Raw genomic sequence first — 22,357 nt, forward strand, 5'->3', positions numbered from 1 at the left:
CCCCAACTACTGCATTCAGGGTTGATCTTCTCATTGCCACTGCACTCGATTTAATTAATCCCGTGCATTTGAAAAACTGGTTTACTCACTGTTGCTACTGTGCCTCATAAAACTGCAATAGGCTGTATGTTAGTGCGAATGAATTCGCAGATAAACAAACAAAGTTCACCAATTTAGAGTTATGAGTCGTGAAGTGTTGAATAATGAGTAAAGAGGAGTATTCGCCCAATCGTAGAAAGGTTATATATTCTTCAACTCAAAACTCAAATCTCAAATCTCATAACTTTGCTTGAGTAGCCCTAACTTTAATCGGAGGGTATTTGTGATTTGTGCTTACTGATTGCGCTTCTGCACCAACAAGTACATAAAGTAAGGCGCACCAATTACCGCAGTAACAATACCACAAGGAATTTCAATCGGAGCGAATAGCGTACGTCCTAATAAATCAGCAACAACAACTATCATTGCGCCCATCATTCCTGCAACTGGAACGAGCGAACCATGTGTAGAACCTACTAACTGACGTGCCATATGGGGAGCCATTAAACCGACAAAACCAATTGCACCAGCCGTTGCTACCGCAGATCCAGCAAGCGCTGTACTAATAAGCAATAACCAACCACGTTGCCACTCCACATGACAACCTAATCCGGTAGCCAAATCGTCACCTAACGTTAAAGCATTGAGTTGTCGAGTCTTAACTAAAGCAAATGGCACAAATACAGCAAGCCAGGGTAAAAAAGCAAAAACCTGCTCCCAACTACGTCCGTAAACACTTCCTGCTAACCAGACTAAAGCTTGGCTAACGCTGTTAATCTCACCGAATGTCACAATCACACTCGTACAAGCACCAATCACAGTAGCAATCCCAACACCGATTAAAATCAACCGCAACGGAGAACTGCCTCCCTCCCATGCTAGAAAGTAAATTAACAATGAGACGGCTAGCGCACCAGCAAAAGCAGATAATGGCAAAAACCCTACAGGAACATTAGGAAACAACACAATTAAACTCACAGCCGCTAAACTCGCGCCGGCATTAACGCCAATAATGCCAGGATCTGCTAGTGGGTTACGCGTAATTCCTTGCATGATTGCGCCAGAGATTGCTAATGCTAGTCCGACTAAACTGGCTACTAAAGTCCTCGGTAGTCGCAGTGTATTGATCACAAATGCGTAGTCAGAATTTTCTGCTAACCCCAACACAGTTTGAATAACAGCAAGTGGTGGTATGGGATATTCTCCATGTGCAATGCTAGCAATCATTGCTACCAAAGTTACCAGCAATAACAATAGCAACACAGTCAGAACACGCTGCTTGACGCGAAGCGACAGCGGTAGCGATCGCGAACGAAATTGAAAGGTATTTTGCTTCATTTACTAACTTTCATTCGAGCAAGATAAACAAAGAAGGGCGCACCAACTAATGCTGTAACAATGCCTACTGGTAATTCTTGTGGTCGAATAATCAGTCGCGCAACAACATCGGAAGCTAGCAATAATATTGCACCGAATATTGCACTATATGGTAGAAGCCAGCGATAATCTACACCAATCAGTAAGCGGACAATATGAGGAACGACCAGTCCAATAAATCCAATAGGTCCTGCTGCTGCAACAGCACTGCCAGCTAATAACAATACAGCTACTGCGGCAGCAACTTTCACCCAGGCAGTTTTTTGTCCTAAGCCTTTGGCAACATCTTCACCAAGGTTGAGAATATTAATTTGTCTTGCTAAAGCAAGTGCGAGTACAATGCCAATGATAATATATGGCAACACTTGTCCAATAATTGCGTAGTCACGACCAGCAACTGAGCCTGCTAACCAAAAGCGAATTTCATCCAGAGTGCGCTGACTAATAATTAAAATACCTGTTGTGATTGCTGAAAGTAATGCAGCGATCGCCGCACCTGCAATTGTTAAATTGAGCGGAGTCATACCACCACGACCTAGAGAACCCAGAAGATAAACACTCACAGCACTTGCACCAGCACCGAAAAACGCACACCAAACATAAAAAACGGGTTCAGAAGTCCCGAAGAGAAAAACTGCAACCACAACAGCAAACGCTGCACCTGCATTGATTCCTAAAATTTCGGGATCTGCCAACGGATTGCGGCTAATACCTTGCATAATTGCTCCAGCAATTGCCGTCGCTGCACCAACAAGAATTGCTAACAACGATCGCGGTACGCGCACTGTACGAATAATCAGATGTTCCGTTGAACCATCAAAAACGGCGATCGCCTCATAAATTGTTTTCAATGAAATGTCTGCTGCGCCTAAGGCAATGCTGACAAATAGACATATCATCAATAACACTAAGCTGATAATTAAGCCTATCAGTGGCGATTTACTTGTTTGTTCTCTGTTTGCTAATTCTGCCATACCTTAGTTTTCATGCCTTATTGTTGCTCAGATACTGCGATCGCATACGTTCATTTTTTGGCAGTTGTGGACAATCAACATCAAAAATTACGCTTAACTATTGGCAAATTCTATCAATAATCTGGTGAAGTTTATCATCCTATTCTTCTTGACTGAGTAAAATCAATTGTGTTTTACAGAAGCAAAGAGCAAGTATTTAGTACAAATGCACTAAGAGTACTGTACCTTTTTTTAACGATCTTAGTTCTAAACGGTTGATACGGTTCAATCTTAAATTTAAAAAGCTCTCCTAAACTTCGCATCTTAGAAGTTTAAAAAGAGCAAAAATAAGTATATTATAATTATTAATCAAATTAAAGATTAAGTGTGAGATACAGCATTTCTAAATGACTCGCGAACTTACCACCCTGCTAGCTAATAGCTAAGAGCAATAAACAAGTCTTCTCCTAGCAATCAACCATTATTAATCTCAAGGAAATATTCATAACTTAGATAGAAATGCCATATGTACTTTGTTTACTGATATTCAACAAACATATTATGTTTAATCAATTTGACTTAACTCACCCGATTAGATTCTATTTTGTTTACAGAGGTATTAGATTAGCCAAAATCCTTTTTTTTGCCAATATTGTTTCTCCAAAAAATCATTTAAGCATTGTTGAGAAATTATGCATTTTTCAACCAGCAACTGCCCCAACTGTTTATTTGATCGGCGTTGTTCAAGTAAAACTTGTTTGAGTTCATCTGAGGAAATAACTTGTTCTTGAACAAGTAACTGACCAAGCTTAATATTTTGCTCACCTAAAACTCGCTCGAGAGTTTCTTGAGAAATTAAGTTGGTTTCCACTAAAATTTGTCCTATCTGTTTTCGCTTTTGGCGTTGTTCAACTAGAATTTTTTCTATTTTTTCTTGAGAAACTAAGCCTTTTCGTACTAGCATTTTGCCTAGTGGTACTTTTTCTACTTTTCTCTCAAAAGTATTAGTAAACATTACTAAACCTTGAATAAATTATATTTGTCTCATTATAGTGATAACAAATCAATGATTACCTAAAAAAACAGAGTAACATTGACTCAATTCTTATAAACTTTATCAGTTCAAATCAGGCATTTATACAAAAATCTTTCCTAAAAAGGTCTGTATTTATATTATTCCCTTCTTTAAGAATTCTGGGTATAGAAACTGTAAAGACATCAAGAATCTTTAATGTTTAGCTGAAAATCAATGACTAATAATTCAAGTAGCTTATGAGTCAAGATTACAAGCGATCGCACTTTCAATAGTAAGTAGCTACTCAACATCTGTGTTGCCAATTACAAAATTACTTTGAAATGCGATCGCGCCTTCAGCTTTAAGTGTTCTATTTCTTCGGAACCTGCGGATGATAGTTGCTGCTAGTAGATACTTGTCTTACTGGCTTTTTAGCACTTTGCTGCTGATAAAAATCGAGTACCGTTTGAACGTAAGTAGCTGTAGAACCACTATTACAACCGTTTGTGTTTCCTGTCATCCACCAACAGGCAGTACGACGTATTGCTGTTATTTCGTTGTTGTTACTCGCTGCGTACTGCTTTTGTAACTCTCGGTGTGTAATACAAGAAACGATTTCTCTTGCTTTAGCAGGGCTAGCTTCTAGTTCTTGCGGTGTGAGTTCTTTGCCGATACATTGTTTAGACCAACTTGGTATAATTCCTGGCGTAATTTGCCATTCACTATAAAGCCCATCATTTGTCTTACCAGTTTTAGGCGCAGCTAGCCGTAATGCTTCCACCATTGCTTCAACTTGTGTATTAGTCACTTGTTGTGCTTGAACTGGTAGTGTCCACAGTCCTAAACTCACAATTATTCCACCAAGCAGTAAACGCATGATTCTCCTCTTGCACTCTGAAATTAAAAAGCAATCAAGTAGGTGATTTTAGCATTGTCTAGAGTCAACTTAGCCACTTGGTATTACAACCGAATGTGTCAGCTTGATAACGTTGATAGAACAGGCTACTTGCTTCTGACACTGGTTACTTCTTTGTTAAAAAGGCTAATCAAGATGTAGTCAGCTTTTAAAGCAGCACATCATAGAAGTGAGAGTCTCATTAGCTATACCGCGTTTAGCAGCTATGCAAAAAATCAGCTCAAGCGCGATCGCTCAATCTAATGCATTTGCAATAATATCTGCTATGATGTTAAAGCTGACAAGCGGATGTGGCGGAATTGGCAGACGCGCTAGATTTAGGTTCTAGTTCCGAGAGGAGTGGAGGTTCAAGTCCTCTCATCCGCATACAAATTAAGCTAGAGTGAAGTTGTTTCGCAACCCAGCCGATAACTTTAGCAAAATTTTCTCTAAGTAGGAATTTCTCTAAGAGAGATACCTTAATATGAAAAGAATCAGTCTCAACTAGAGTGTTAAAAACAGGGAGCATCACAGATCCCAAAGCCCAAACTCCAAATTGGATAAGATGTTAGGCAAGCTAATACGCGATCGCTATCAGATTGTTCAAGTCCTTAACACAGAAGGCTTCTGTCACACATACCTTGCCAAAGATACTCATCGGCATCACGCAACAACTTGTATTGTTAAACATTTTCAGGCTGTCAGTGACCATCCTGAGTCTTTAGTCACTCTTAGAGGATTGTTCATTAGAGAAGTAGAAGCCCTAAAAAAACTAGGTGACTATGACCGAGTTCCCCAACTTTTGTGTAATTTTGAAGACAATCAAGAGTTTTACCTAATACAAGAATTCATCGCGGGAAATCCATTAAGTACAGAACTGGAACCTAGGCAGAAATGGAGTGAAAGCCAAGTTATTCAGCTACTGCAAGAAGTATTGCCTATTTTAGAGTTTATTCACAGTCACGGGCTGATTCATCGCAATATTCAACCTAAAAATATCATTAGAAGACAACATGACGATCGCTTGATATTAGTAGATTTTAGTTCTGTAAAACAAGCTTGGACACGAGTAGTTACTAATCAGGGCAAAACTAGTTCTAACTATTTTCTCAGCGGACCTGCAACAATTGCCATTGGGACAGCAGGCTATATGCCAACTGAACAAGCCCAAGGAAAACCGCGTCCAAACAGTGATATTTACGCGCTTGGGATAATTGGAATTCAAGCTTTAACAGGTTTAAACCCCACACAATTTACACAAAACTTTGAAACAGGAGAAATTAACTGGCAAGATCATTGTCCTCATGTTAGCCCAGAGCTTGCTAATGTGTTAAATAACGCGATCTGCTATCACTACAGAGATCGATACCAAAGCGCAACTGAAGCACTGCAAGCACTACAACCTTTAGTTATAAAGCAGTTACTTTCTCCAACAGTTGTCAGTAAGAAAACCCCGAAATCAAATTCAGATACAACTTATTTAGGTAAAGACTTAAAACAGCAAGGAGACAAACGCGATCTCACTTTCCCGAGTAAATCTACACTACTTTTTGGAAGTTTGATTGGTAGTGCGGCTGCTGTTTTGATTATTGGTAGTAACTACTATTTCACGCGATCGCTACATACTCCAGAAATACGACCTTCCGTTTCGCCGTCCCCAACTACGCTTAACAAGATTGTATTAGATAAAACACTCTCAGGACATTCTGATACTGTCTGGTCGGTGGCGGTAAGACCAAATAGCCAAAATATCTTAAGTGGTAGTAGCGATCGCACAATTAAACTGTGGGATGTCTCAAGTGGTCAATTAGTGCAGACTTTTTCTCGGCATTCTGGTCCAATTTGGTCAGTTGCGATTAGTCCTGATGGGCAAAGCTTTGCTAGTGGTAGTAGTGACAACACCGCAGATGTTTGGGATTTAGCAACAGGAAAATTTTTGTGTACGCTTGCTGGACATTCTGGTGCCGTTTGGGCTACAGCTTTTAGTCCAGATAGTGAAACTCTTGCCACGGGAAGTGACGATCGCACAATTCGTCTATGGAGTATGAGTACAGGAAAAGAATTTCGTCAGTTATTAGGACATTCTGGCGCAGTAAGAGCGATCGCCTTTAGTCCTAATGGGCAATATTTAGTCAGTGGCAGTAGTGATACAACTATTAAAGTTTGGGACTTCCGTAGTGGAAAAGTTTTAAGAACACTGCAAGGACATAGCGATCGCATTCTCACTGTTGCAGTTAGTCCAGATAATCAATTACTTGTCAGCGGTAGTGTAGATAAAACAATCAGAATTTGGCAACTCAGCAGTGGAAAATTACTACGTACTTTGTCTGGAAATTCTCATTGGGTAAATACTGTTGCAATTAGTCCTGATGGTAATTTGCTTGCAAGTGGTATTGGTAAAAAATTAGAAGTTTGGGATCTCAATAGTGGAGAGAGGAGAAATACACCTTTTCAAGAAGCAAGTGACATTACTTCTATTTTCTTTAGCGCAGATAGTAAACATCTTTTTAGTAGTAGCAGAGATAATTCTATCAAGATTTTGCGATTATAAAAACAGCCCATCACGGCTTTGAATCATGACGAAAACGCTTCGTAAATTCAGGATAATTTTCTAAATCTTGCAATGACTCTAATGGTGGCATCTCAATCCAGTTTCTTTCTGCATGGAGTTTGTCTATATAAGCATGAAAAGCCTCTTGATCGTCTCGATGTGCAAGAACATAATCGTGCAATTCATTCTGGGACATGGCTTGAAAGTTAAGTTTATACTAATTCGTAGTTCGTAATTAAAAAAGCTAGACAATGTATAGATGCTGTAGCGTGAATCTGTTGCCAGAATACGCGAGAAATGGTACGAGATTGCATTTTTTGCTCTAGTGCGGGAACGATCTAAACTCCTCAACTTACGTTTTGTGATTGTTGCACACCTGCCAAGATGAATGCGATCGCCTCTTGAGTATGTTTTTCCAACATTGCTTTACTTAAAACCCGTTTACCTTGAGGATGTTGTTGAATATTTCCCGCACCAATGAAATAAAATAAGCAACTTCCCATAATATTAATTGCTGAGACAAAAGGATCGAGTTGACGAAACACTCCTGCTGTAACTCCTCGCTCTAAGATATTTACCAAGGTTGTATCAATGCTTAAAGAACTACTGCGCTTATAGTATTTCCCTTGATTTTGTACAGCTTCATGAAACATGATTGTTGGTAATTTTGGGTTGCGTGCGACACAATCAAGCAATGCTACGAGAAATTGTTTTAATGCTGCTTCAGGAGACAAATCTTCTAAATCCAATTGTTGAGTAATTTGTAAAAGTTCTGCGTGCGATCGCTCTAATACTGCTTGATATAAACCCTCTTTGTCTTTGAAATAATAATAAATCATCGACTTTGCCACACCTGTTTTTGCGGCGATCGCTTCAGTTCTTGCAGCCATTAACCCATGTTGGGCAAACTCTGCTTCTGCTGCTGTCAAAATAACGGCTTGAGTTGCTTCAGCATCTCGACACTTCTTAACACTCTGTACTTTTTCAGATTTTGCTGGACGCACCACAGTTGTTTCAAGAATCAACAGCAGTGGTTAGTATAACGTTTATCGACAGACTTGTCAGTTGACAAAGACAAAGTTAACTTATTTAATTAAGATTAATCGACAGACTTGTCAGTTGATAAAAATTTTAGAAGGTGCCAAATAAAATGCATGCGACAAAAATAATTATCATTGGTGGTGGAATTGGTGGTGCAGCAACAGCATTAGCTTTACACTGTGCAGGCTTAGATTTCACAGTTTATGAGCGATCGCAACAATTACGCGAGGTTGGCGCTGGTATTGCACTTTGGGCAAATGCAACACATATCCTGAAGAATTTAGGTTTACTCGAAGATGCAATTCAGGTTGGCTGTCTCACTACAAATTATCAGTTCAACTCTCAACGCGGTAAGGAGTTAGTAAACATAGCTGTATATGGTTTTGAGTTACCTGTTATCGGAATTCATCGCGCCGAATTACATCAGTTGCTATGGCGTAATGTTCCGCGTGAAAAGTTCATTTTAGGAGAAACCTTTGAGCGATTCGAGCGTAGGGAAAACCGAGTTTGTGCTTACTTTAAGTCGGGTTTGAGTGTTGTAGGAGGTGCTTTGATTGGCGCTGATGGTTTGCGATCGCAGGTGCGAACATTACTCTTGGGCGATCAACCGCCAACGTACCGTAACTTTAAAACTTGGCGTGGTTTAACTGATTATATTCCGAATGGATTCCGCCCTGGCTACATTCAAGAGTTTTTAGGATGTGGCAAAGGTTTTGGTTTTATGATGCTGGGCAAAGGAAAAATGTATTGGTACGCCGCAGCTTACGCCCCAGAAGCCCAACCGGATGCGGCGATCAGTCGTAAACAAGAACTAGAAAGAATGTATCAAGACTGGTTTCCATCGATTCCTGAATTGATTGCTGCCACAGAAGAAGCTAACATTTTGACAACGGATCTTTATGACCGTCCCCCAATCCAACCGTGGAGTCAGCAAAATATAACATTACTTGGTGATGCTGCGCACCCCATGCTACCTACAATGGGACAAGGAGCTTGTACTGCTTTAGAGGATGCGTATGTCATTGCCAAATGCTTGCAAGCATCAGATCCAATAACTGCTTTCCAAAATTATGAATCCTTACGATTTGAGCGGACGAAGGCGATTGTCATAAAGTCTTTACGCTCAAGCAAAATGGGTGAATTAACACATCCTTTAGCTGTAGGTTTTCGCAATGCTTTGATGAAAGTTATGAGTTCAGCAATTAGTAACAGCTTTAATTCACTTCATGCTTACAGAACTTAGATATTATTAGAAACACCCAATTTCTTTTGCAAGCTACGTTTATGTGCATAGAGTTGAATAATCACACCAAAAGTCAAAACTGTAACTACTGTTCCCCACACTATAATACTCGTTGGCAAGTTGTTTTTGAAGATTGCAAATAACACCACTAAACCAAGCAAGATAGTAGGTATCTCATTAATTCGCCGCATTTGCAGACTATTGAAATAACACGTTTTGTTCTCTAGCTGATGAATCAATCGTCCGCAGTAAAAATGAAACGTTACTAGTAATAATACAAAGAACAGCTTAACATGAAGCCAAGTCTGCCTCAAAACATCTGGTTCAGTAGTCACAATCCCAATCGCCATGATCAATTGTAAATATCATTGCTGGCATCATAATTAACTTATAAAGCAGCTTTTCAATTCGGCTATATTCTTCTTGCAGCGCAGTTTTTACAGGTTCTTGACGTTCTTCAGCTTCGATGTGATAGATAAAAAGACGTGGTAAATAGAATAAGCCTGCAAACCATGCTACAAAGCCAAGGATGTGGAACGACTTAAACCAAAGGTATGCCATAAAGCTTACAAGACCGTCAAGATAACTAGCCCCTATAGTATAAACAATGCTTCTACTAGTAACCTTTCAGAAATTTAACAAACGATTTCATAATGTTCTACCGTTGGAAACGGCTCATAGAAATGATGCAATAGAGAACGCCACTCTTGATACTCTGGCGATTGTCGAAATCCAACTATATGATCTTCTAACTTCTGCCAGCGTACAAGCAATATATATCTATTTGTAGTTTCTAAGCAACGTTGCAGTTCATGGGAACTGTATCCAGGCATAGAAGCAATGATAGTTAAAGCAGTTTTGAAAGCAGTTTCAAATTCAACAGCCAAACCAGGCTTAATGTCGAGAATTGCAACTTCTAGTATCACAGGTTGGAATCCTAACTCAACATCGATTGCGACTTTTCTTAGCCCCACGCATAGCTTGAGGGCTAACAGGCGGTTGCTTTGCAAATCATCTAACATAATTAACCACAGCTTAAACAACCGTTTGCTACAATCAAATATTATTAGCCTGCTTCGTCACTGAGCATCTTAATAATATGTCTAGCAAGCTGCTCTTTGATTTCTCGGTGTCTAGGCACAGGTTGAGAAATCTTTGTTTTTGGGTTTTGATACCAATTATGTTTGCCACCGTGACGGATGAAAACACAACCCATTTCCTCAATCTTCTTAATTAAGTCTCTGCGCTTCACAGCACTTCAAGTTCTGCAACTTTACGAACATTTGGAATAGTGCCACTTGTTAACTCATTATAAATATCGAGCAGATTGTCTCTTAATTCCTCTTCCGTCTCGCCTTGAGTCCAATAGTCAGGATATTCTTCGAGAAAGCCTAACCACATATCATCATCTTGCCAATAAATGTACCTCTGTTTCATCTGGCACCTCTTTTTGAACTAAGAAGTAAGTCAACTTAATTAAATGTTCTAGCGTTTGATCTAATGAACTTACTTAAATTGTTTGAGTATCAAAAAGTAACTGCTATTGCTTGATATGTAGATACATTTACCTCACAGAAAATGCTTCACTAAAGCGACGTGTTACTGGTTCGAGTAAGAACGTTAAAATTGATTTGCGACGCGTGACAATTTCGCCTGTTGCACTCATACCTGGAGTTAACTGTACTTCTTGACCGCGAACTTGTAGTGCATTTTTCTCTAATTTGAGTCGTGTGGGAAATACTAAGCCTAACTTTTCATCATTAACGGCATTAGGACTCACACTAATCACTTCAGCGTTAATTGTGCCGAATTCTTGAAAGGGGAAAGTTGCCAATTTCACTTTTGCCCGCATTCCCTCGCGAATAAAGCCAATATCGCGGTTAAGGACTCGGACTTCTAGTAACAATTCTTCACCGTCAGGGAGAATTGAGAGCAACTCTTCTCCAGGTTGTACCGGTCCACTTGTTGCTTTAATGCTATAAATTGTGCCATCTACTGGAGCTGTAATAACTTCTTGTTCGCGCTGTTTTTGTGCTTGAACTAGTTGTCCTTGAACTGTTGCTTGCTCTTCTCGCCGTCTGTTAAGTTGTGTTAAAATTTCGCTTTGGCGTTCTGATGCCAAACTCGCTGCTTGATCGCGTGCAGCTTGATACGCTTGTTCGGCTTGGCGCACTTGTTGTGCTTGAGCTGTAATTTCTTTTTCTATTGACATCACGCGATCTTGTGCTTCGACAATCCGCGATTGCGCATTAGTTATTCCGTCTTCGGCGTTAGTCACCCCTGCTTGCGCTTGCAAAACAGCGTTTTGTGCTTCGATGTAATCAAGCCGAGGTGCTGCACCATCTTCTAGAAGAGTACGCAGGCTTGCTTCGCGTTTTTCAGCGTTTGCTAATAAACTTTTGGCTTTTTCTGCAATACTTCGAGCATTAGCTTGGTTTTGCTGAGCGTTGGCTACAGTTGTTCTTGCGTTCACAAGGTTATCTTGCAAACGGCTTAAGCGTACTCTCGCTTCGTTAGCTACTGCTGCTTGACGATTTGCTTCAGCTACTGCTGCTGCTTGACGTGCTTCAAAGTTTTGCATTCGAGAAGTGAGTAACTGATCTTGGAGATCGGTTCCTGATGCTGCTGCACCCTTACGTTCTGCTTCTAATCGTTCGAGATCTTCGCCAATCAATTGTGCCGATCGCGTTAAGCGATCAACTTCGGCTTGAGGTAAATCGGAGTTTCGTTCCACAAGAACATCGCCTTGATTGACGCGATCGCCTTCTCGTACTCGTACCGCTAAAATTGATCCTTCTCCTAATGCGCGCACTGGTCGTACTTGTGTAGACGCGATTAATTCTCCTGGTGCTACCGCAACTTCGTCAATTTTGCTAAAATGCGCCCAACCAATTGCACCAAACACTAGTAAACTAATGCTTCCTGCTAAAAGTCTGGTGTATAAAGGAGGTAATTCTTGAACTGCTTTACCCAACTCGTATGAGAGGAACTCATCGGGACTTGCAAATTGCTGCTTCACCTGCCGTGATTGTGCAGGCGAGGAAGCTAGTGTTGGACGTTTTACTCTTTGCTGCGTTGTATCCATCTGAAACTGATGGTGCACTACCTAATGATGTTTAACTGATCTAGCGAAGACTATTCACAATTTTGCTATATCTAAAGTAAGGCTTAACTGATGTTAGTTCTTCAGATTTAGCTAGTAGTTGTTAATTATACTAAAAATCTTGTATTACCACTTAATCTTTATTTTATGATACTGCAACTGCTTCTCCTGATTCATACAATTCAACCATTTTTAGTTCCGATTTGCTTTGTTTGTGCTTGGGCATTTATGAGTGCGATCGCCTGGAGCTTGTGGACTGCAGTCCGTGACGGTGTTGAGACTAGCAAGCGTTTGCATCAAATACCGTGTAGTCATTGTCAATATTTTACTGGTGACTATCGCTTAAAATGCACAGTTCAACCGAGTATTGCCAGTACCGAAGCAGCAGTTAATTGTCTAGACTACCAACCAAAAACGAATCCTCTACTATACTAAGCAACATCTGACTGCATTAACTCTTTTCAAGTTTCCTCAATGCTCGTACAAAAACTCAATGCCTGCCCTGAATTTCTGGCTGGAGATAGCACGCATTTACGCGAATTATTGCACCCAGATAAACAAGCGATCGCCTTACGATATAGTTTAGCTCATGCTACTCTGCCCATAGGAGAAACTTCACAGCCGCACTCGTTGAAAACATCTGAAGTTTACTACGTTCTCAGCGGTAAAGGCGAAATGCATATTGATGATGAAACTCAGATTGTCGAACCTGGTGATGCGGTTTACATTCCTCCTCATGCAAAACAGTTTATTCACAGTTGTGGTGATGAACCATTAGTTTTTATTTGTATTGTTGATCCAGCATGGCGCAAAGAAGATGAAACGGTTTATTAAAGAGCGTCTACTACGCATTTTGGTTTTATCACTGGGATTTGTTTGGTTGTATAGCATTCCAACTTATGCTGCAAGCACATTTTCCCTAGCCGAGACGTCTTCCTTAACTTTAACAAGAAAAAATCTAGCTTCTTCACCGCAAATACTATCTAATCTGTCAGATCTTTTGCCACATCTAGAGAAAGCAAATGTAGTTTATTTAGGAGAAACCCACGACAACCCACAACACCATCAAATGCAGTTAGATATCATTCAATCTCTGCACAAGCGACAGCCAAAAATTGCGATCGCGCTTGAAATGTTCCAACGCCCTTACCAACAATTTCTCGATCAGTATATTGTTGGAAAAATTACAGAGCAAGAACTCTTAGAAAAAACCGAATATAATCAGCGTTGGGGTTTTCCGTGGGAACATTATGCTCCAATCCTCCGCTATGCTCAAGCAAACAAATTACCAGTTTTAGCTTTAAACGCTCCTTCTGAAATAACTCGCCAAGTTGCCCGTGAAGGATTAGCTAGTCTGACACGACAACAACGACAATTTATCCCGCCTGCTACAGAGATTCGCACAGATAATGTTGAGTATCGTCAACTGATTTTCGGTGCCTTCGAGCAACATCAACAAGCTGGACACGGTTCAAATTCGGACTTGGAAAACTTTTTCCTCGCTCAAGTTTTATGGGATGAAACAATGGCAGAAAAAATTGCTCAGTTTCACCAAGCAAATCCTAGCTATCAAGTTATAGTATTAGCAGGACAAGGACATATTATTTATGGTTATGGTATCCCTAGCCGCGTTGTTCGTCGCTTACCTAAAAATATTATTCAAAGCTCTGTTTTATTAAGTCCTCCGGAAGAAAAGGTTAATACTAATAGACCAATCGCAAATTTTATTATTGATTGCCCTAAGCTACAACAAATCACTCCTTAAAACGAAAACTTGCTACTAGTGAACTCGTTATTAATCTAAGTAAGTAAAAATAATTATTAATTGCAAATTTTAGGCTGGTTAATAGTTAATTGTTGCTCCAATGAGCATAAACCATTGACCAATCACAGCCCTCAAGTCCTCAAGTTACGTTGATTTTCACCCACTTACTTATTCTTTATAAATTGCTAAGAAGTTTCTGTTGTAGGTGTGTAGTTCAGTGGTAGCGTAACAGTAAAAGTCGTGCCAACTCCCACTTCACTTTCCACAGTAATTTGACCGCCATGTAAATCAACGGCATCTTTAACGATAACTAGCCCAAGTCCAGTTCCAGGAAGCTTGCCAGTATTACTACAACGGTAAAAGGAAGTAAATAGATTTGCTTGATCTGCTCTAGGAATACCGATTCCGCAATCTTGAACGCGAAATATCGCAGTTTCCTCATCACAAATCAAGTTCAATTGAACATTGCCACCTTGAGGAGAGTACTTAATAGCGTTTGAGAGTAAATTTGTGAGGATGTATCTTAACAAAGTTTCATCTAAGCAAGTTTGGTTGCAGTAGCCTTGACTGATAAATGTTATTTGACGCTGATCGCCAGTACCGAGGTGTAGTTCTTCAATTAAAGAATGACAAAAGTCTACAAGATTAAGAACAGTTGGGTTAAATTCTAGTTTTCCTGCTTCTGCTTTACTAATGATCAAAATATTATCTAATAACTGCGTTAACCGTTTGACACCCGTTTGAATTTGGTCAAAATATCTATTCTTTTGCTTTGCGCTTGCTTTGCGATCAAACTTTTCTAGCATGGCAGCGCTCATTTTGATTGCAGTTAAGGGTGTGCGAAACTCGTGCGATGTATGGGCAATGAAACGAGATTTGAGTTCGCTTAGCTCTTTTTCTTGTGCTAATTCCTGACGTGTTTCTTGTGCTTGCTTGCGCTCGGTGATATCTTGAGTCAACCCAACAATGCGGTACACTTCTCCTTTTGGGTTGTGGACTGGAAACGTGCGAGTCCAAAGCCAGCGCACTGAGCCATTAGACTGTACAATCCGAAACTCAACGTTATAGGTTCCATAGGTAGTTTTGCGGTCTTTGGGAAACACATGTTTGCGATCTTCTGGATAAACAGCATCGAGCCAGGAGTTCGGGTTAGCGTACAAACTTTCACAAGTTTTACCCCAGATTTGCTCGTAGGCAGGACTAATGTAGATGATCTCATTCACATCAGGATCGCTAATCCAGAATACCTCTTGAATATTTTCTGCAAGTTGCCGAAATTTTTCTTCACTTGAACGCACTGACTCTTCTGCTTCTTGAAGTTCGCAGATTTTCATCTGCAACTGTTGATTACTGATTTTCAAATCATTTTCCTGCATAGTTAGTGTTGAAACTAACTTGTTAAGAGACTTAGAGAGATTGGCAACCTCATCTCGACCTTGTACCACTGGAATATTAAGTCTTGTATTTCCTTGACGGATGCGGTCGGCGGCGGCGGCGATCGCCAACATTGGTTTTGTAATATGTTCAGCAATTACCCAACCTAGAATCGCAAATAACACACCTAGTGTGACGTTCCAAGCAAATATTTGGTGCTGTAACTGTCGGGCTGGAGCAAAGGCTACATCTGTTCTCTGCCGTACCAATACCAACCACCCCAATCCAGGGTAATCACGATAACCACTACTTCGAGCAAAGCCAGTTAGATAGGTATGTCCATCGAACCAGGTTTCAATTCTATAGCTATTTAGCCCACGTTGAGCCTCTTTAACACTCATCAAAGGTAAAGGTTCTGCTGGTAAGTTGTCTGCTTGTGGTTGTGCGTTAAACCCTGGTGGACCTAATAATTCGCTGCCATCTTCTCGAAGAACAAACATTTCTGTGTTGCGGCTCTGCAGCGATCGCAATAGCGATTTTTTCACTTCCTGAGACCACGTCCAACTGAGATGAGCACCTAGTACGCCTCGCGGATTACCTTGAAGATCCACCACTGGTGCTGCTACGTCGACAAAGCGTAGTGGCTCATGACTGGGACTTGGTAGTAACTTAGCAAGCTTGAGGGCTTCATGAACATCACCTACATAGGGGGCTTGTTGTCCACCAATAAACCAAGGTCTTTGAGCAACACTTACGCCTTCTAGCAAATTTCCAGTACTCGCTTGGACAACACCCTGATTATCTGTTAAGCCAATCCATGCATATTTGGGATAAGTACTTTGCAGCTTTTCTAAGAGTGTGCGCTGCTCTAGCAGGTTAGAGTTAGGATTGCGAATAATATTGAGCGTGCTGACGATTTGAAGATCGCGGTAGCGCTCGAACATTCCTCGATCTAGTTTGTCAGTCATCTGATATGCTAGTTCCGCGAGCGATTGACCAACATTAACTTTGATTTGCTCGCTTGCTGTATAACCTACAATTAAACTGGCTAAGATCGAGAGTAAGAAAGCAATAACACCAATTGCCAGTCCAAAACGGGCTTTAAAGCTGCGATGTGGATTAAGATTAGCCATCAAGTCGCGTGAAAACCTAAGCATCCAAAGCATTCTTCGCCATGTTCTCCTGGAGAAAAGTCTTTGGCAGTTGTACCGTTCTTCTATTCATAGCAACATCCACTCTTGCTTTTTTGCGGTATTTACTGATTTCTGGCGTCTACAGTAAAGTGCGTTCTCGCACAGTAGCATTACGCAACAGAACACATAGCAAAACTTAACTTCACCTCAGTTCTACATCCAACCGAAATTTTACTTAAGTTACGCAATTAAACTGAGTTTGCAGCTGGTTTTACTTAAAAAGACAGTATTTTTTTATACCGCAAGATATCTCCCTCACAAATGCGCAAGGTGCTAGTTGTAGAGCAAATAGAGTACTTTGGTTATAAAGTCTTAATGTGCGATTTTTTGCATAAATGGACGAAAAACTGGTACTAATTCAGGGCGACTAACCACTAAAGTGGGAAAAGAGCGATCGCCATAATCTTTGCCAGAGACTAGCGGAAACAGAGGTTGCGAATGCAGGGATACCCAAGCGCCTCCTGCCGCTTTCACAATTACCCAAGCACCAGCAAGATCCCATACTTTAGGTGTTGCTTCAACTGCACCTAAAGTCGTTCCAGCGGCGACGGTGAGGAAGTTGTAGCTAGCTACGCCAAGCATCCGAATTTTACAAGGAAAGCCTGGTTGAATGACTGAAGTACTCCGCGCACACAAGCTAAAAAAGTGATTAGAACTCGGAGCATCATTACTACTGTGGATCGGACAATGATTAAGAAATGCCCCAGTAGGCATTGCTAATTGTGATTCTCCTGGAAAAAAGCCATGAAAGACTTGATCGAGTGGTGGTAAGTAGATGCAGCCAAAAACAGGAGTTCCTTGGTAGAGCAAACCAAGCGAAATTGCCCACAGCGGAATTCCTCTAGTAAAGTTTGTCGTACCATCTAAAGGATCGATGACCCAGCACCACTCACTTCCAGGAAAAGTTTGATCGCCTTCTTCACTCAAAATACCGTGTTCAGGAAAATGAGTTGCGATCGCTTCACGAAATTCTCGATCTGCCCATTTATCCGATTGCGTGACCAAACTTCCATCAGCTTTTTGTGATGCTTGTACGCGTCCAAAATCTTTGAGAAGTTGCGTTCCTACACGTTGGGTTGTTGCTTGCGCAAAGTCGAGAATTGATGTCCAAAAATCAGTATTCAATCTAATTCATTCTCCAATATTGAGGCGATCGCTTGTTTAGCATTTGAACGAAATTCTGTGACATCAACGCGGTTCAGAAACCAAATCGCAAGTATCATACCACAAGCCTGCAAGGTAAATACTAAGCCATAAGAGAAGACACGATCGCTAAATAGCTGTTTGCCAATATCTAAAACTGCACCACCCGTTACAGTTGCCACCGCCCGCGCGATCGCTTGTGCCAATCCCCATGCACCGATAAAAGTTCCTGCGGTTTCTGCTGCAGTTAAATCAAGCATCAAACTAATCGCTCCTGTTGTTGTCACACCGGAGGCTAAACCAAATAAGAGCAACGCTCCTTGTAACATCTGAGGATTTGCACTGAACCCCGATACTACAACTAATGCTAAAGACATCGCAACCGTAAAACAGCCTAACTGAGCGGTTTTTTGCTTACCAATCCGTGGCACAATCAAAAATCCAGTACTGCTAATACCTAACAGCGTTCCTGTTCCCCAAAACGCGTTTAACCGCGTAGTTTCCGAAACACACATCCCAAAAACTTCACCGCCATAAGGTTCCATTACTGCTTCTTGCATAAATAAGCTAATCGTCATCACAAGTAAAAAAGAGAAAAATAGCCCCGTTTGACGGCTAGCACTCAGCACTTTCAACGCGCGTGGTAAGGTAATTTTGTCTTCTCTATCTGCTATAGTCGAACGCGACGTGTAGCGCGAATATTTCTTTTCAACACCAAACGTAGATAATACTGCCAAGCCAAAAACAACAGCAGGTAGTACTAAGAACAAGCGATTAATTGCATTTTGCAAGAACGCTAGACTTTGCGGATCGCTGAAGATAGAAACATTAGAGACTGCTTCCTGGCAAGTTGTCGGTGCAGGGAGTAATCCAGCACTAATAATTGCTCCAATAACAATACCAACCATGAGCATTGACCAGACAATACCAACAAGTTGAGAACGATTTTCCTCATCAGAAACATCAACAAGCAGTGCAGCAAAAGGCGTAGAACTTGAACTCAGCGCTAACCCATACAAAGCAAAAATTCCAGCTAACAGTGCTACCCAACCGTAAGTTTGAAATGTCCAACCTTGTGAGTGAACGCTATTTCCTAACTGCCAAGTGACTTGTACCGCTAGAAAAGATGCGATCGCAAATAACGCGGCACCAATCCAAACATAACCAGTGCGGTGTGTTCCACCAATCTTTTTAGCATCCGACAATTGTCCAAACCATAATCGCGCCGGAGCAACAAATTGATGCATTGCAATTGTCCCCGCAACTACAGTTGCAGGAATAACTAGCTCATTAATCATGATTCGGTTGAGTACCCCTAGTGTCAGGATAGACATAATGCCCAATCCCATCTGAAATAAGCCCAGTCGAAACATTGTTAAAAGGTTTATTTTAGGAGGATGCTCCAATGACCCCTTTGCCATAATGATTCATACCTTAAAATTAGATTTTGGATGATAGAAAGTGTTTTCTAGTTTGCATTAAGTCGATTGGTATCGTTAAAAAGCAAGTTATTCGCTCTTCACATTGTCAAGCAGAGAAAGTAACGTAAAAAGCGATTAAAATTCTCGTTTTCGTAGTTACCTATAACTATTTGTTACCTATTACGTAAGTCCTAAAATATAAAACACTGTTTAATAGCCTACAGACACAGACAGCCGCAATCCACAACGATACACTAGAAGAATATAAAGAAGTGTAAAGAAGTGGTAGCAATAGGTGGAAACAATTAGATTAGGACAAGATGGTCCAGCAGTGACACCCCTATGTATTGGTACATGGGCTTGGGGCGATAAACTCTTTTGGAATTATGGTAGTGACTACGATGTCAATCAACTACGAGAAGCTTTCAAAGCCGCGTTAGAAGCTGGAACAACATTCTTTGATACTGCTGAGATTTACGGATTTGGGCAGTCAGAAGAGTTTTTAGCGCAATTTATGCAGCAGACAACGCAATCAGTACAGATTGCAACTAAATTTGGTCCTTTTCCTTGGAGATTTACAGGTCAATCAGTCTCGGATGCTCTAACTGATAGCTTAAAACGCCTGCAACTACAAAAAGTACCGCTGTATCAAGTGCATTGGCCTTTTACTTTCTTACTCAGTCAAGAAACACTAATGAACACTTTGGCTGATGAAGTGCAACGTGGCAGAATTGAAGCTATAGGTGTCAGTAACTACTCAGCCGAACAAATGCGCGAAGCCCACGAGTTACTTGCTAGACGCGGCGTACGTTTAGCGGTGAATCAAGTGCGCTATTCACTAATTACACGGCAAATTGAGACAAATGGTATTCTGGATACCGCAAAAGAGTTGGGTATCACAGTTTTGGCATATAGTCCGTTGGCACAAGGCTTACTCACAGGCAAATACTCAGTAGACAATTCTGAAACTCCTACTGGTGCACGGAGAATTGATCCGCGTTTTAGTCAAGACGGTTTGCGAAAAATAGAACCAGTATTATCATTACTGCGTCAAATCGGTGCAAAACGCGATCGCACTCCTGCTCAAGTTGCGCTCAACTGGTTAATTACCCAAGGTAATGTTATCCCTATTGCTGGAGCAAAAACAGCCGCACAAGTCAAACAAAATGCTGGTGCTTTAGGCTGGAAACTCAGCAACGATGAATTTGGGCAATTAGACTTAGTGAGTCGTTCCTGGCGATAAGCCGAGTAGTAGCATAGGGAAAGCAGTCGTCTTTCCCTACAGAATTTTCTCGCAACGATGAAACTTTTAACCGATTGGGGCTTTACTCGTGCAGGATGGCGCAGTAATCAACATGGCGAATATTGGGTACTCGCCCAAGCTTTTTTAATATTGAGTTTTGTTATATTACCTATTTACCAACCTGCCATGCTTGGCGAATTAAGTAAATTAATCTATTTTGTGTGGGCTATAGCCTTTGGAATAGGATTAGTCGCTGCTGTTTTTCTTTTAAAAGGCTTGTGGGATCTAGGTGATAGTCTTACTCCACTACCGTATCCTAAAAATAATGGACAATTAGTACAAACTGGTGTTTATAGTGTTGTGCGCCATCCACTTTACAGTGGTGTAATTTTAGCTGCACTTAGTTGGACTATGTTCGTACTGAGTTTGTCTCACTTAGTGGGAACTGCAATTTTATTTACTTTTTTTGACGCTAAAGCTAGCAAAGAAGAAGCCTGGCTAATCCAGAGATATCTAGATTATCCAGACTATTGTCAACGTGTCAAAAAGCTAATTCCTAAGATGTACTAGAATTTAGCTATTTTTTGAGACTGATTGCGAACGTGGCGATCGCAAAATCGGTTTTGGTGTATTTGGTTTTTCGGGTTCAATTGTTCCGGCTTCTGACTGCATCCAAGCGGGACGAGTTGAATCATATGCCATCTGTAATGCTGCGGCGGCGATCGCATGTACGTCATACTCATTACTTAGATCCCGCACAATTGGCAAGAATGAAGCTAGACGTTCCCCCGAAAGAACCTCTTGTACTTGAGTTTGCAGCTTTTCTAGATGACGTCCTTCAATTTGCGCCCGTGTAGGAATCGAAAGCACTTTCCAACTTTGGCGAACGTGCCGTTCAATGAGTTGCTGCTTGCGCCGTTCAAACGGTTGTACCAGTGCAATTGCGGTTCCTTCTTTACCTGCACGTCCAGTACGCCCGATGCGGTGCACATACGTTTCAACACTATCGGGTAAGTCGTAGTTGATAACGTGCGTTAAATCTTCTACATCCAAGCCACGCGCCGCAATATCTGTAGCGATGACCCAGCGGACTTGCTTGTTACGAAAGCGCATTAATAGTCTTTCTCGCGCTTGCTGAGTGAGATCGCCGTGGTACTCATCTGCGCTATAACCTGCAGCTTGCAATTGATTAGTTAGTTCAGCCGCTGTCTTTCTAGTACGCACAAAGATCAATGCTGATTCAGGATCTTCCAGTGCCAAAATGGGCTGTAATGCTCGTGCTTTACTCCAATGACGCGGGATCAAATAAGCAACTTGATTAATGCGTGTTGGAGCAGCTTTTGGTTGTTCGACTGTGACTGTTACAGGCGATCGCAAAAACTTCGTCACTAATTGCCGAATTGTTGATGGCATCGTTGCGGAGAACAACGCTGTTTGCCTTTCTGTGGGTGCAGTCTGTAAAATCCTTTCAACGTCGTCAATAAAGCCCATGCTTAGCATTTCATCGGCTTCATCTAATACCATCCAATTGATTTGATTGAGCTGTAGGCTACCTCGGTTGATGAGATCGATGACTCGTCCAGGTGTACCAACAACAATTTGGACACCGCGCTTTAATTGCAACATTTGTCGGTCAATTGATTGACCACCGTAAATTGCTGCTACGCGGACATTTTGATCGCCAACAAAGCTCGAAATTGCTTCTTTTACCTGCACCGCTAACTCTCGTGTTGGTGTCAGGATCAAAGCCTGCACTGATTTTTGGTGGGGATCGATACGCTCTAGAATCGGCAAAGAAAATGCGGCTGTTTTTCCGGTACCAGTTTGAGATTGTCCTACAACATCGCGCCCTGCTAGTAAGTGGGGAATCGCTTGCGCTTGAATATTTGTTGCTGTTGTAAATCCAACTTTTTCTAAATGTTTAATACGTGTTTCTGAAAGACCCAAGCTTTCAAAGGAAAAATTCATCTAGTCTCCTAATATGTATTGTGTTTCGCTTTC

Annotated in this window: 22 protein-coding genes, 1 tRNA gene and 1 pseudogene; 8 read left to right on the forward strand and 16 right to left on the reverse strand. The window is 41.1% G+C overall.

The genetic code is table 11. The annotated features are described in order from the left end of the window. Nucleotides 1-333 precede the first annotated feature (333 nt). The 4 genes from IQ230_RS07375 to IQ230_RS07390 all read right to left on the reverse strand — a co-directional run bounded on the left by IQ230_RS07375 (nt 334) and on the right by IQ230_RS07390 (nt 4,261). Nucleotides 334-1,377, reverse strand: coding sequence for a FecCD family ABC transporter permease (locus IQ230_RS07375; RefSeq protein WP_193931382.1), 1,044 nt, complete (start codon nt 1,375-1,377; stop codon nt 334-336). Then, nucleotides 1,374-2,390, reverse strand: coding sequence for a FecCD family ABC transporter permease (locus IQ230_RS07380; RefSeq protein ID WP_193931383.1), 1,017 nt, complete (start codon nt 2,388-2,390; stop codon nt 1,374-1,376). Before IQ230_RS07380 ends, IQ230_RS07375 begins: the two co-directional genes overlap by 4 nt. Before the next feature lie 598 nt (nt 2,391-2,988). Then, nucleotides 2,989-3,384: a hypothetical protein gene (locus IQ230_RS07385; protein ID WP_193931384.1), complete on the reverse strand. Its 396-nt coding sequence runs from the start codon at nt 3,382-3,384 to the stop codon at nt 2,989-2,991. A gap of 370 nt (nt 3,385-3,754) precedes the next feature. Beyond that, entirely contained in the window at nt 3,755-4,261 is a 507-nt protein-coding gene (locus tag IQ230_RS07390) for a hypothetical protein (RefSeq protein WP_193931385.1), read from the reverse strand. Nucleotides 4,262-4,584: 323 nt separating this feature from the next. On the opposite strand from IQ230_RS07390, the gene IQ230_RS07395 reads away from it, so the two are divergent. Together IQ230_RS07395 and IQ230_RS07400 are read left to right on the forward strand one after the other, a co-directional pair. Beyond that, a tRNA-Leu gene (locus IQ230_RS07395) sits at nt 4,585-4,666 on the forward strand. Between the two features lie 178 nt (nt 4,667-4,844). Further along, nucleotides 4,845-6,830, forward strand: a complete 1,986-nt coding sequence (locus tag IQ230_RS07400) for a serine/threonine-protein kinase (RefSeq protein WP_193931386.1) — start codon at nt 4,845-4,847, stop codon at nt 6,828-6,830. Between the two features lie 10 nt (nt 6,831-6,840). Here IQ230_RS07400 and IQ230_RS07405 read toward each other — a convergent pair. Continuing rightward, nucleotides 6,841-7,032: pseudogene (locus IQ230_RS07405) on the reverse strand (DUF6887 family protein); the annotation flags it as partial. A gap of 145 nt (nt 7,033-7,177) precedes the next feature. Next, nucleotides 7,178-7,855, reverse strand: coding sequence for a TetR/AcrR family transcriptional regulator (locus IQ230_RS07410; RefSeq protein WP_228054663.1), 678 nt, complete (start codon nt 7,853-7,855; stop codon nt 7,178-7,180). A gap of 125 nt (nt 7,856-7,980) precedes the next feature. Between IQ230_RS07410 and IQ230_RS07415 the strand changes: the two genes are divergently transcribed. Then, nucleotides 7,981-9,114, forward strand: a complete 1,134-nt coding sequence (locus IQ230_RS07415) for an FAD-dependent monooxygenase (protein ID WP_193931388.1) — start codon at nt 7,981-7,983, stop codon at nt 9,112-9,114. Here the strand turns inward: IQ230_RS07415 and IQ230_RS27625 are convergent. The 6 genes from IQ230_RS27625 to IQ230_RS07440 all read right to left on the reverse strand — a co-directional run bounded on the left by IQ230_RS27625 (nt 9,111) and on the right by IQ230_RS07440 (nt 12,199). Continuing rightward, nucleotides 9,111-9,464 carry a CopD family protein gene (locus IQ230_RS27625; protein WP_322742309.1) on the reverse strand — a complete coding sequence of 118 codons (354 nt, stop codon included), beginning with the start codon at nt 9,462-9,464 and terminating at the stop codon, nt 9,111-9,113. The genes IQ230_RS07415 and IQ230_RS27625 overlap by 4 nt on opposite strands. Then, nucleotides 9,439-9,675 carry a CopD family protein gene (locus tag IQ230_RS27630; RefSeq protein ID WP_322742310.1) on the reverse strand — a complete coding sequence of 79 codons (237 nt, stop codon included), beginning with the start codon at nt 9,673-9,675 and terminating at the stop codon, nt 9,439-9,441. The genes IQ230_RS27625 and IQ230_RS27630 overlap by 26 nt, the downstream gene beginning before the upstream one ends. A gap of 74 nt (nt 9,676-9,749) precedes the next feature. Beyond that, nucleotides 9,750-10,136 carry an antibiotic biosynthesis monooxygenase family protein gene (locus tag IQ230_RS07425; protein ID WP_228054664.1) on the reverse strand — a complete coding sequence of 129 codons (387 nt, stop codon included), beginning with the start codon at nt 10,134-10,136 and terminating at the stop codon, nt 9,750-9,752. Between the two features lie 44 nt (nt 10,137-10,180). After that, the gene (locus tag IQ230_RS07430) at nt 10,181-10,366 is read right to left on the reverse strand and encodes a type II toxin-antitoxin system HicA family toxin (protein WP_193931389.1); all 186 of its coding nucleotides are present in this window, start codon (nt 10,364-10,366) and stop codon (nt 10,181-10,183) included. Further along, on the reverse strand, nt 10,363-10,551 hold the full coding sequence (locus tag IQ230_RS07435; protein WP_193931390.1) for a type II toxin-antitoxin system HicB family antitoxin: 189 nt from the start codon (nt 10,549-10,551) through the stop codon (nt 10,363-10,365). Before IQ230_RS07435 ends, IQ230_RS07430 begins: the two co-directional genes overlap by 4 nt. 127 nt (nt 10,552-10,678) lie before the next feature. Then, nucleotides 10,679-12,199, reverse strand: coding sequence for an HlyD family efflux transporter periplasmic adaptor subunit (locus IQ230_RS07440; protein ID WP_193931391.1), 1,521 nt, complete (start codon nt 12,197-12,199; stop codon nt 10,679-10,681). Nucleotides 12,200-12,364: 165 nt separating this feature from the next. On the opposite strand from IQ230_RS07440, the gene IQ230_RS07445 reads away from it, so the two are divergent. From IQ230_RS07445 to IQ230_RS07455, 3 genes are read left to right on the forward strand one after another with little or no spacing between them, the layout of a single operon-like run. Continuing rightward, a complete protein-coding gene (locus IQ230_RS07445) occupies nt 12,365-12,652 on the forward strand; it encodes a hypothetical protein (RefSeq protein WP_193931392.1) in 288 nt (95 codons plus the stop codon). A 39-nt stretch (nt 12,653-12,691) separates the two neighbouring features. Then, nucleotides 12,692-13,051, forward strand: a complete 360-nt coding sequence (locus tag IQ230_RS07450) for a cupin domain-containing protein (RefSeq protein WP_193931393.1) — start codon at nt 12,692-12,694, stop codon at nt 13,049-13,051. Next, a complete protein-coding gene (locus IQ230_RS07455) occupies nt 13,035-13,982 on the forward strand; it encodes a ChaN family lipoprotein (protein WP_193931394.1) in 948 nt (315 codons plus the stop codon). The genes IQ230_RS07450 and IQ230_RS07455 overlap by 17 nt, the downstream gene beginning before the upstream one ends. 185 nt (nt 13,983-14,167) lie before the next feature. Here the strand turns inward: IQ230_RS07455 and IQ230_RS07460 are convergent, their stop codons facing one another. The 3 genes from IQ230_RS07460 to IQ230_RS07470 all read right to left on the reverse strand — a co-directional run bounded on the left by IQ230_RS07460 (nt 14,168) and on the right by IQ230_RS07470 (nt 19,065). Further along, nucleotides 14,168-16,513, reverse strand: a complete 2,346-nt coding sequence (locus tag IQ230_RS07460; RefSeq protein ID WP_228054665.1) for a sensor histidine kinase — start codon at nt 16,511-16,513, stop codon at nt 14,168-14,170. A gap of 348 nt (nt 16,514-16,861) precedes the next feature. Beyond that, a complete protein-coding gene (locus IQ230_RS07465; protein ID WP_193931396.1) occupies nt 16,862-17,674 on the reverse strand; it encodes an inositol monophosphatase family protein in 813 nt (270 codons plus the stop codon). Then, the gene (locus IQ230_RS07470) at nt 17,671-19,065 is read right to left on the reverse strand and encodes a BCD family MFS transporter (RefSeq protein ID WP_228054666.1); all 1,395 of its coding nucleotides are present in this window, start codon (nt 19,063-19,065) and stop codon (nt 17,671-17,673) included. The genes IQ230_RS07465 and IQ230_RS07470 overlap by 4 nt, the downstream gene beginning before the upstream one ends. A 343-nt stretch (nt 19,066-19,408) precedes the next feature. On the opposite strand from IQ230_RS07470, the gene IQ230_RS07475 reads away from it, so the two are divergent. Both IQ230_RS07475 and IQ230_RS07480 read left to right on the forward strand, forming a co-directional pair. Next, nucleotides 19,409-20,356, forward strand: a complete 948-nt coding sequence (locus IQ230_RS07475; protein ID WP_193931398.1) for an aldo/keto reductase — start codon at nt 19,409-19,411, stop codon at nt 20,354-20,356. 57 nt (nt 20,357-20,413) lie between these two features. Next, complete coding sequence (locus IQ230_RS07480) at nt 20,414-20,926, forward strand: methyltransferase family protein (protein WP_193931399.1); 513 nt, start codon at nt 20,414-20,416, stop codon at nt 20,924-20,926. A gap of 3 nt (nt 20,927-20,929) precedes the next feature. Here IQ230_RS07480 and IQ230_RS07485 read toward each other — a convergent pair whose 3' ends face one another. Beyond that, nucleotides 20,930-22,324 (reverse strand): DEAD/DEAH box helicase, encoded by a 1,395-nt coding sequence (locus IQ230_RS07485; RefSeq protein ID WP_193931400.1) that lies wholly within the window; start codon nt 22,322-22,324, stop codon nt 20,930-20,932. Nucleotides 22,325-22,357: the final 33 nt, after the last annotated feature.

The organism is Gloeocapsopsis crepidinum LEGE 06123 (assembly GCF_015207655.1).
In the GTDB taxonomy this organism is placed as follows: Bacteria; Cyanobacteriota; Cyanobacteriia; order Cyanobacteriales; family Chroococcidiopsidaceae; genus Gloeocapsopsis; species Gloeocapsopsis crepidinum.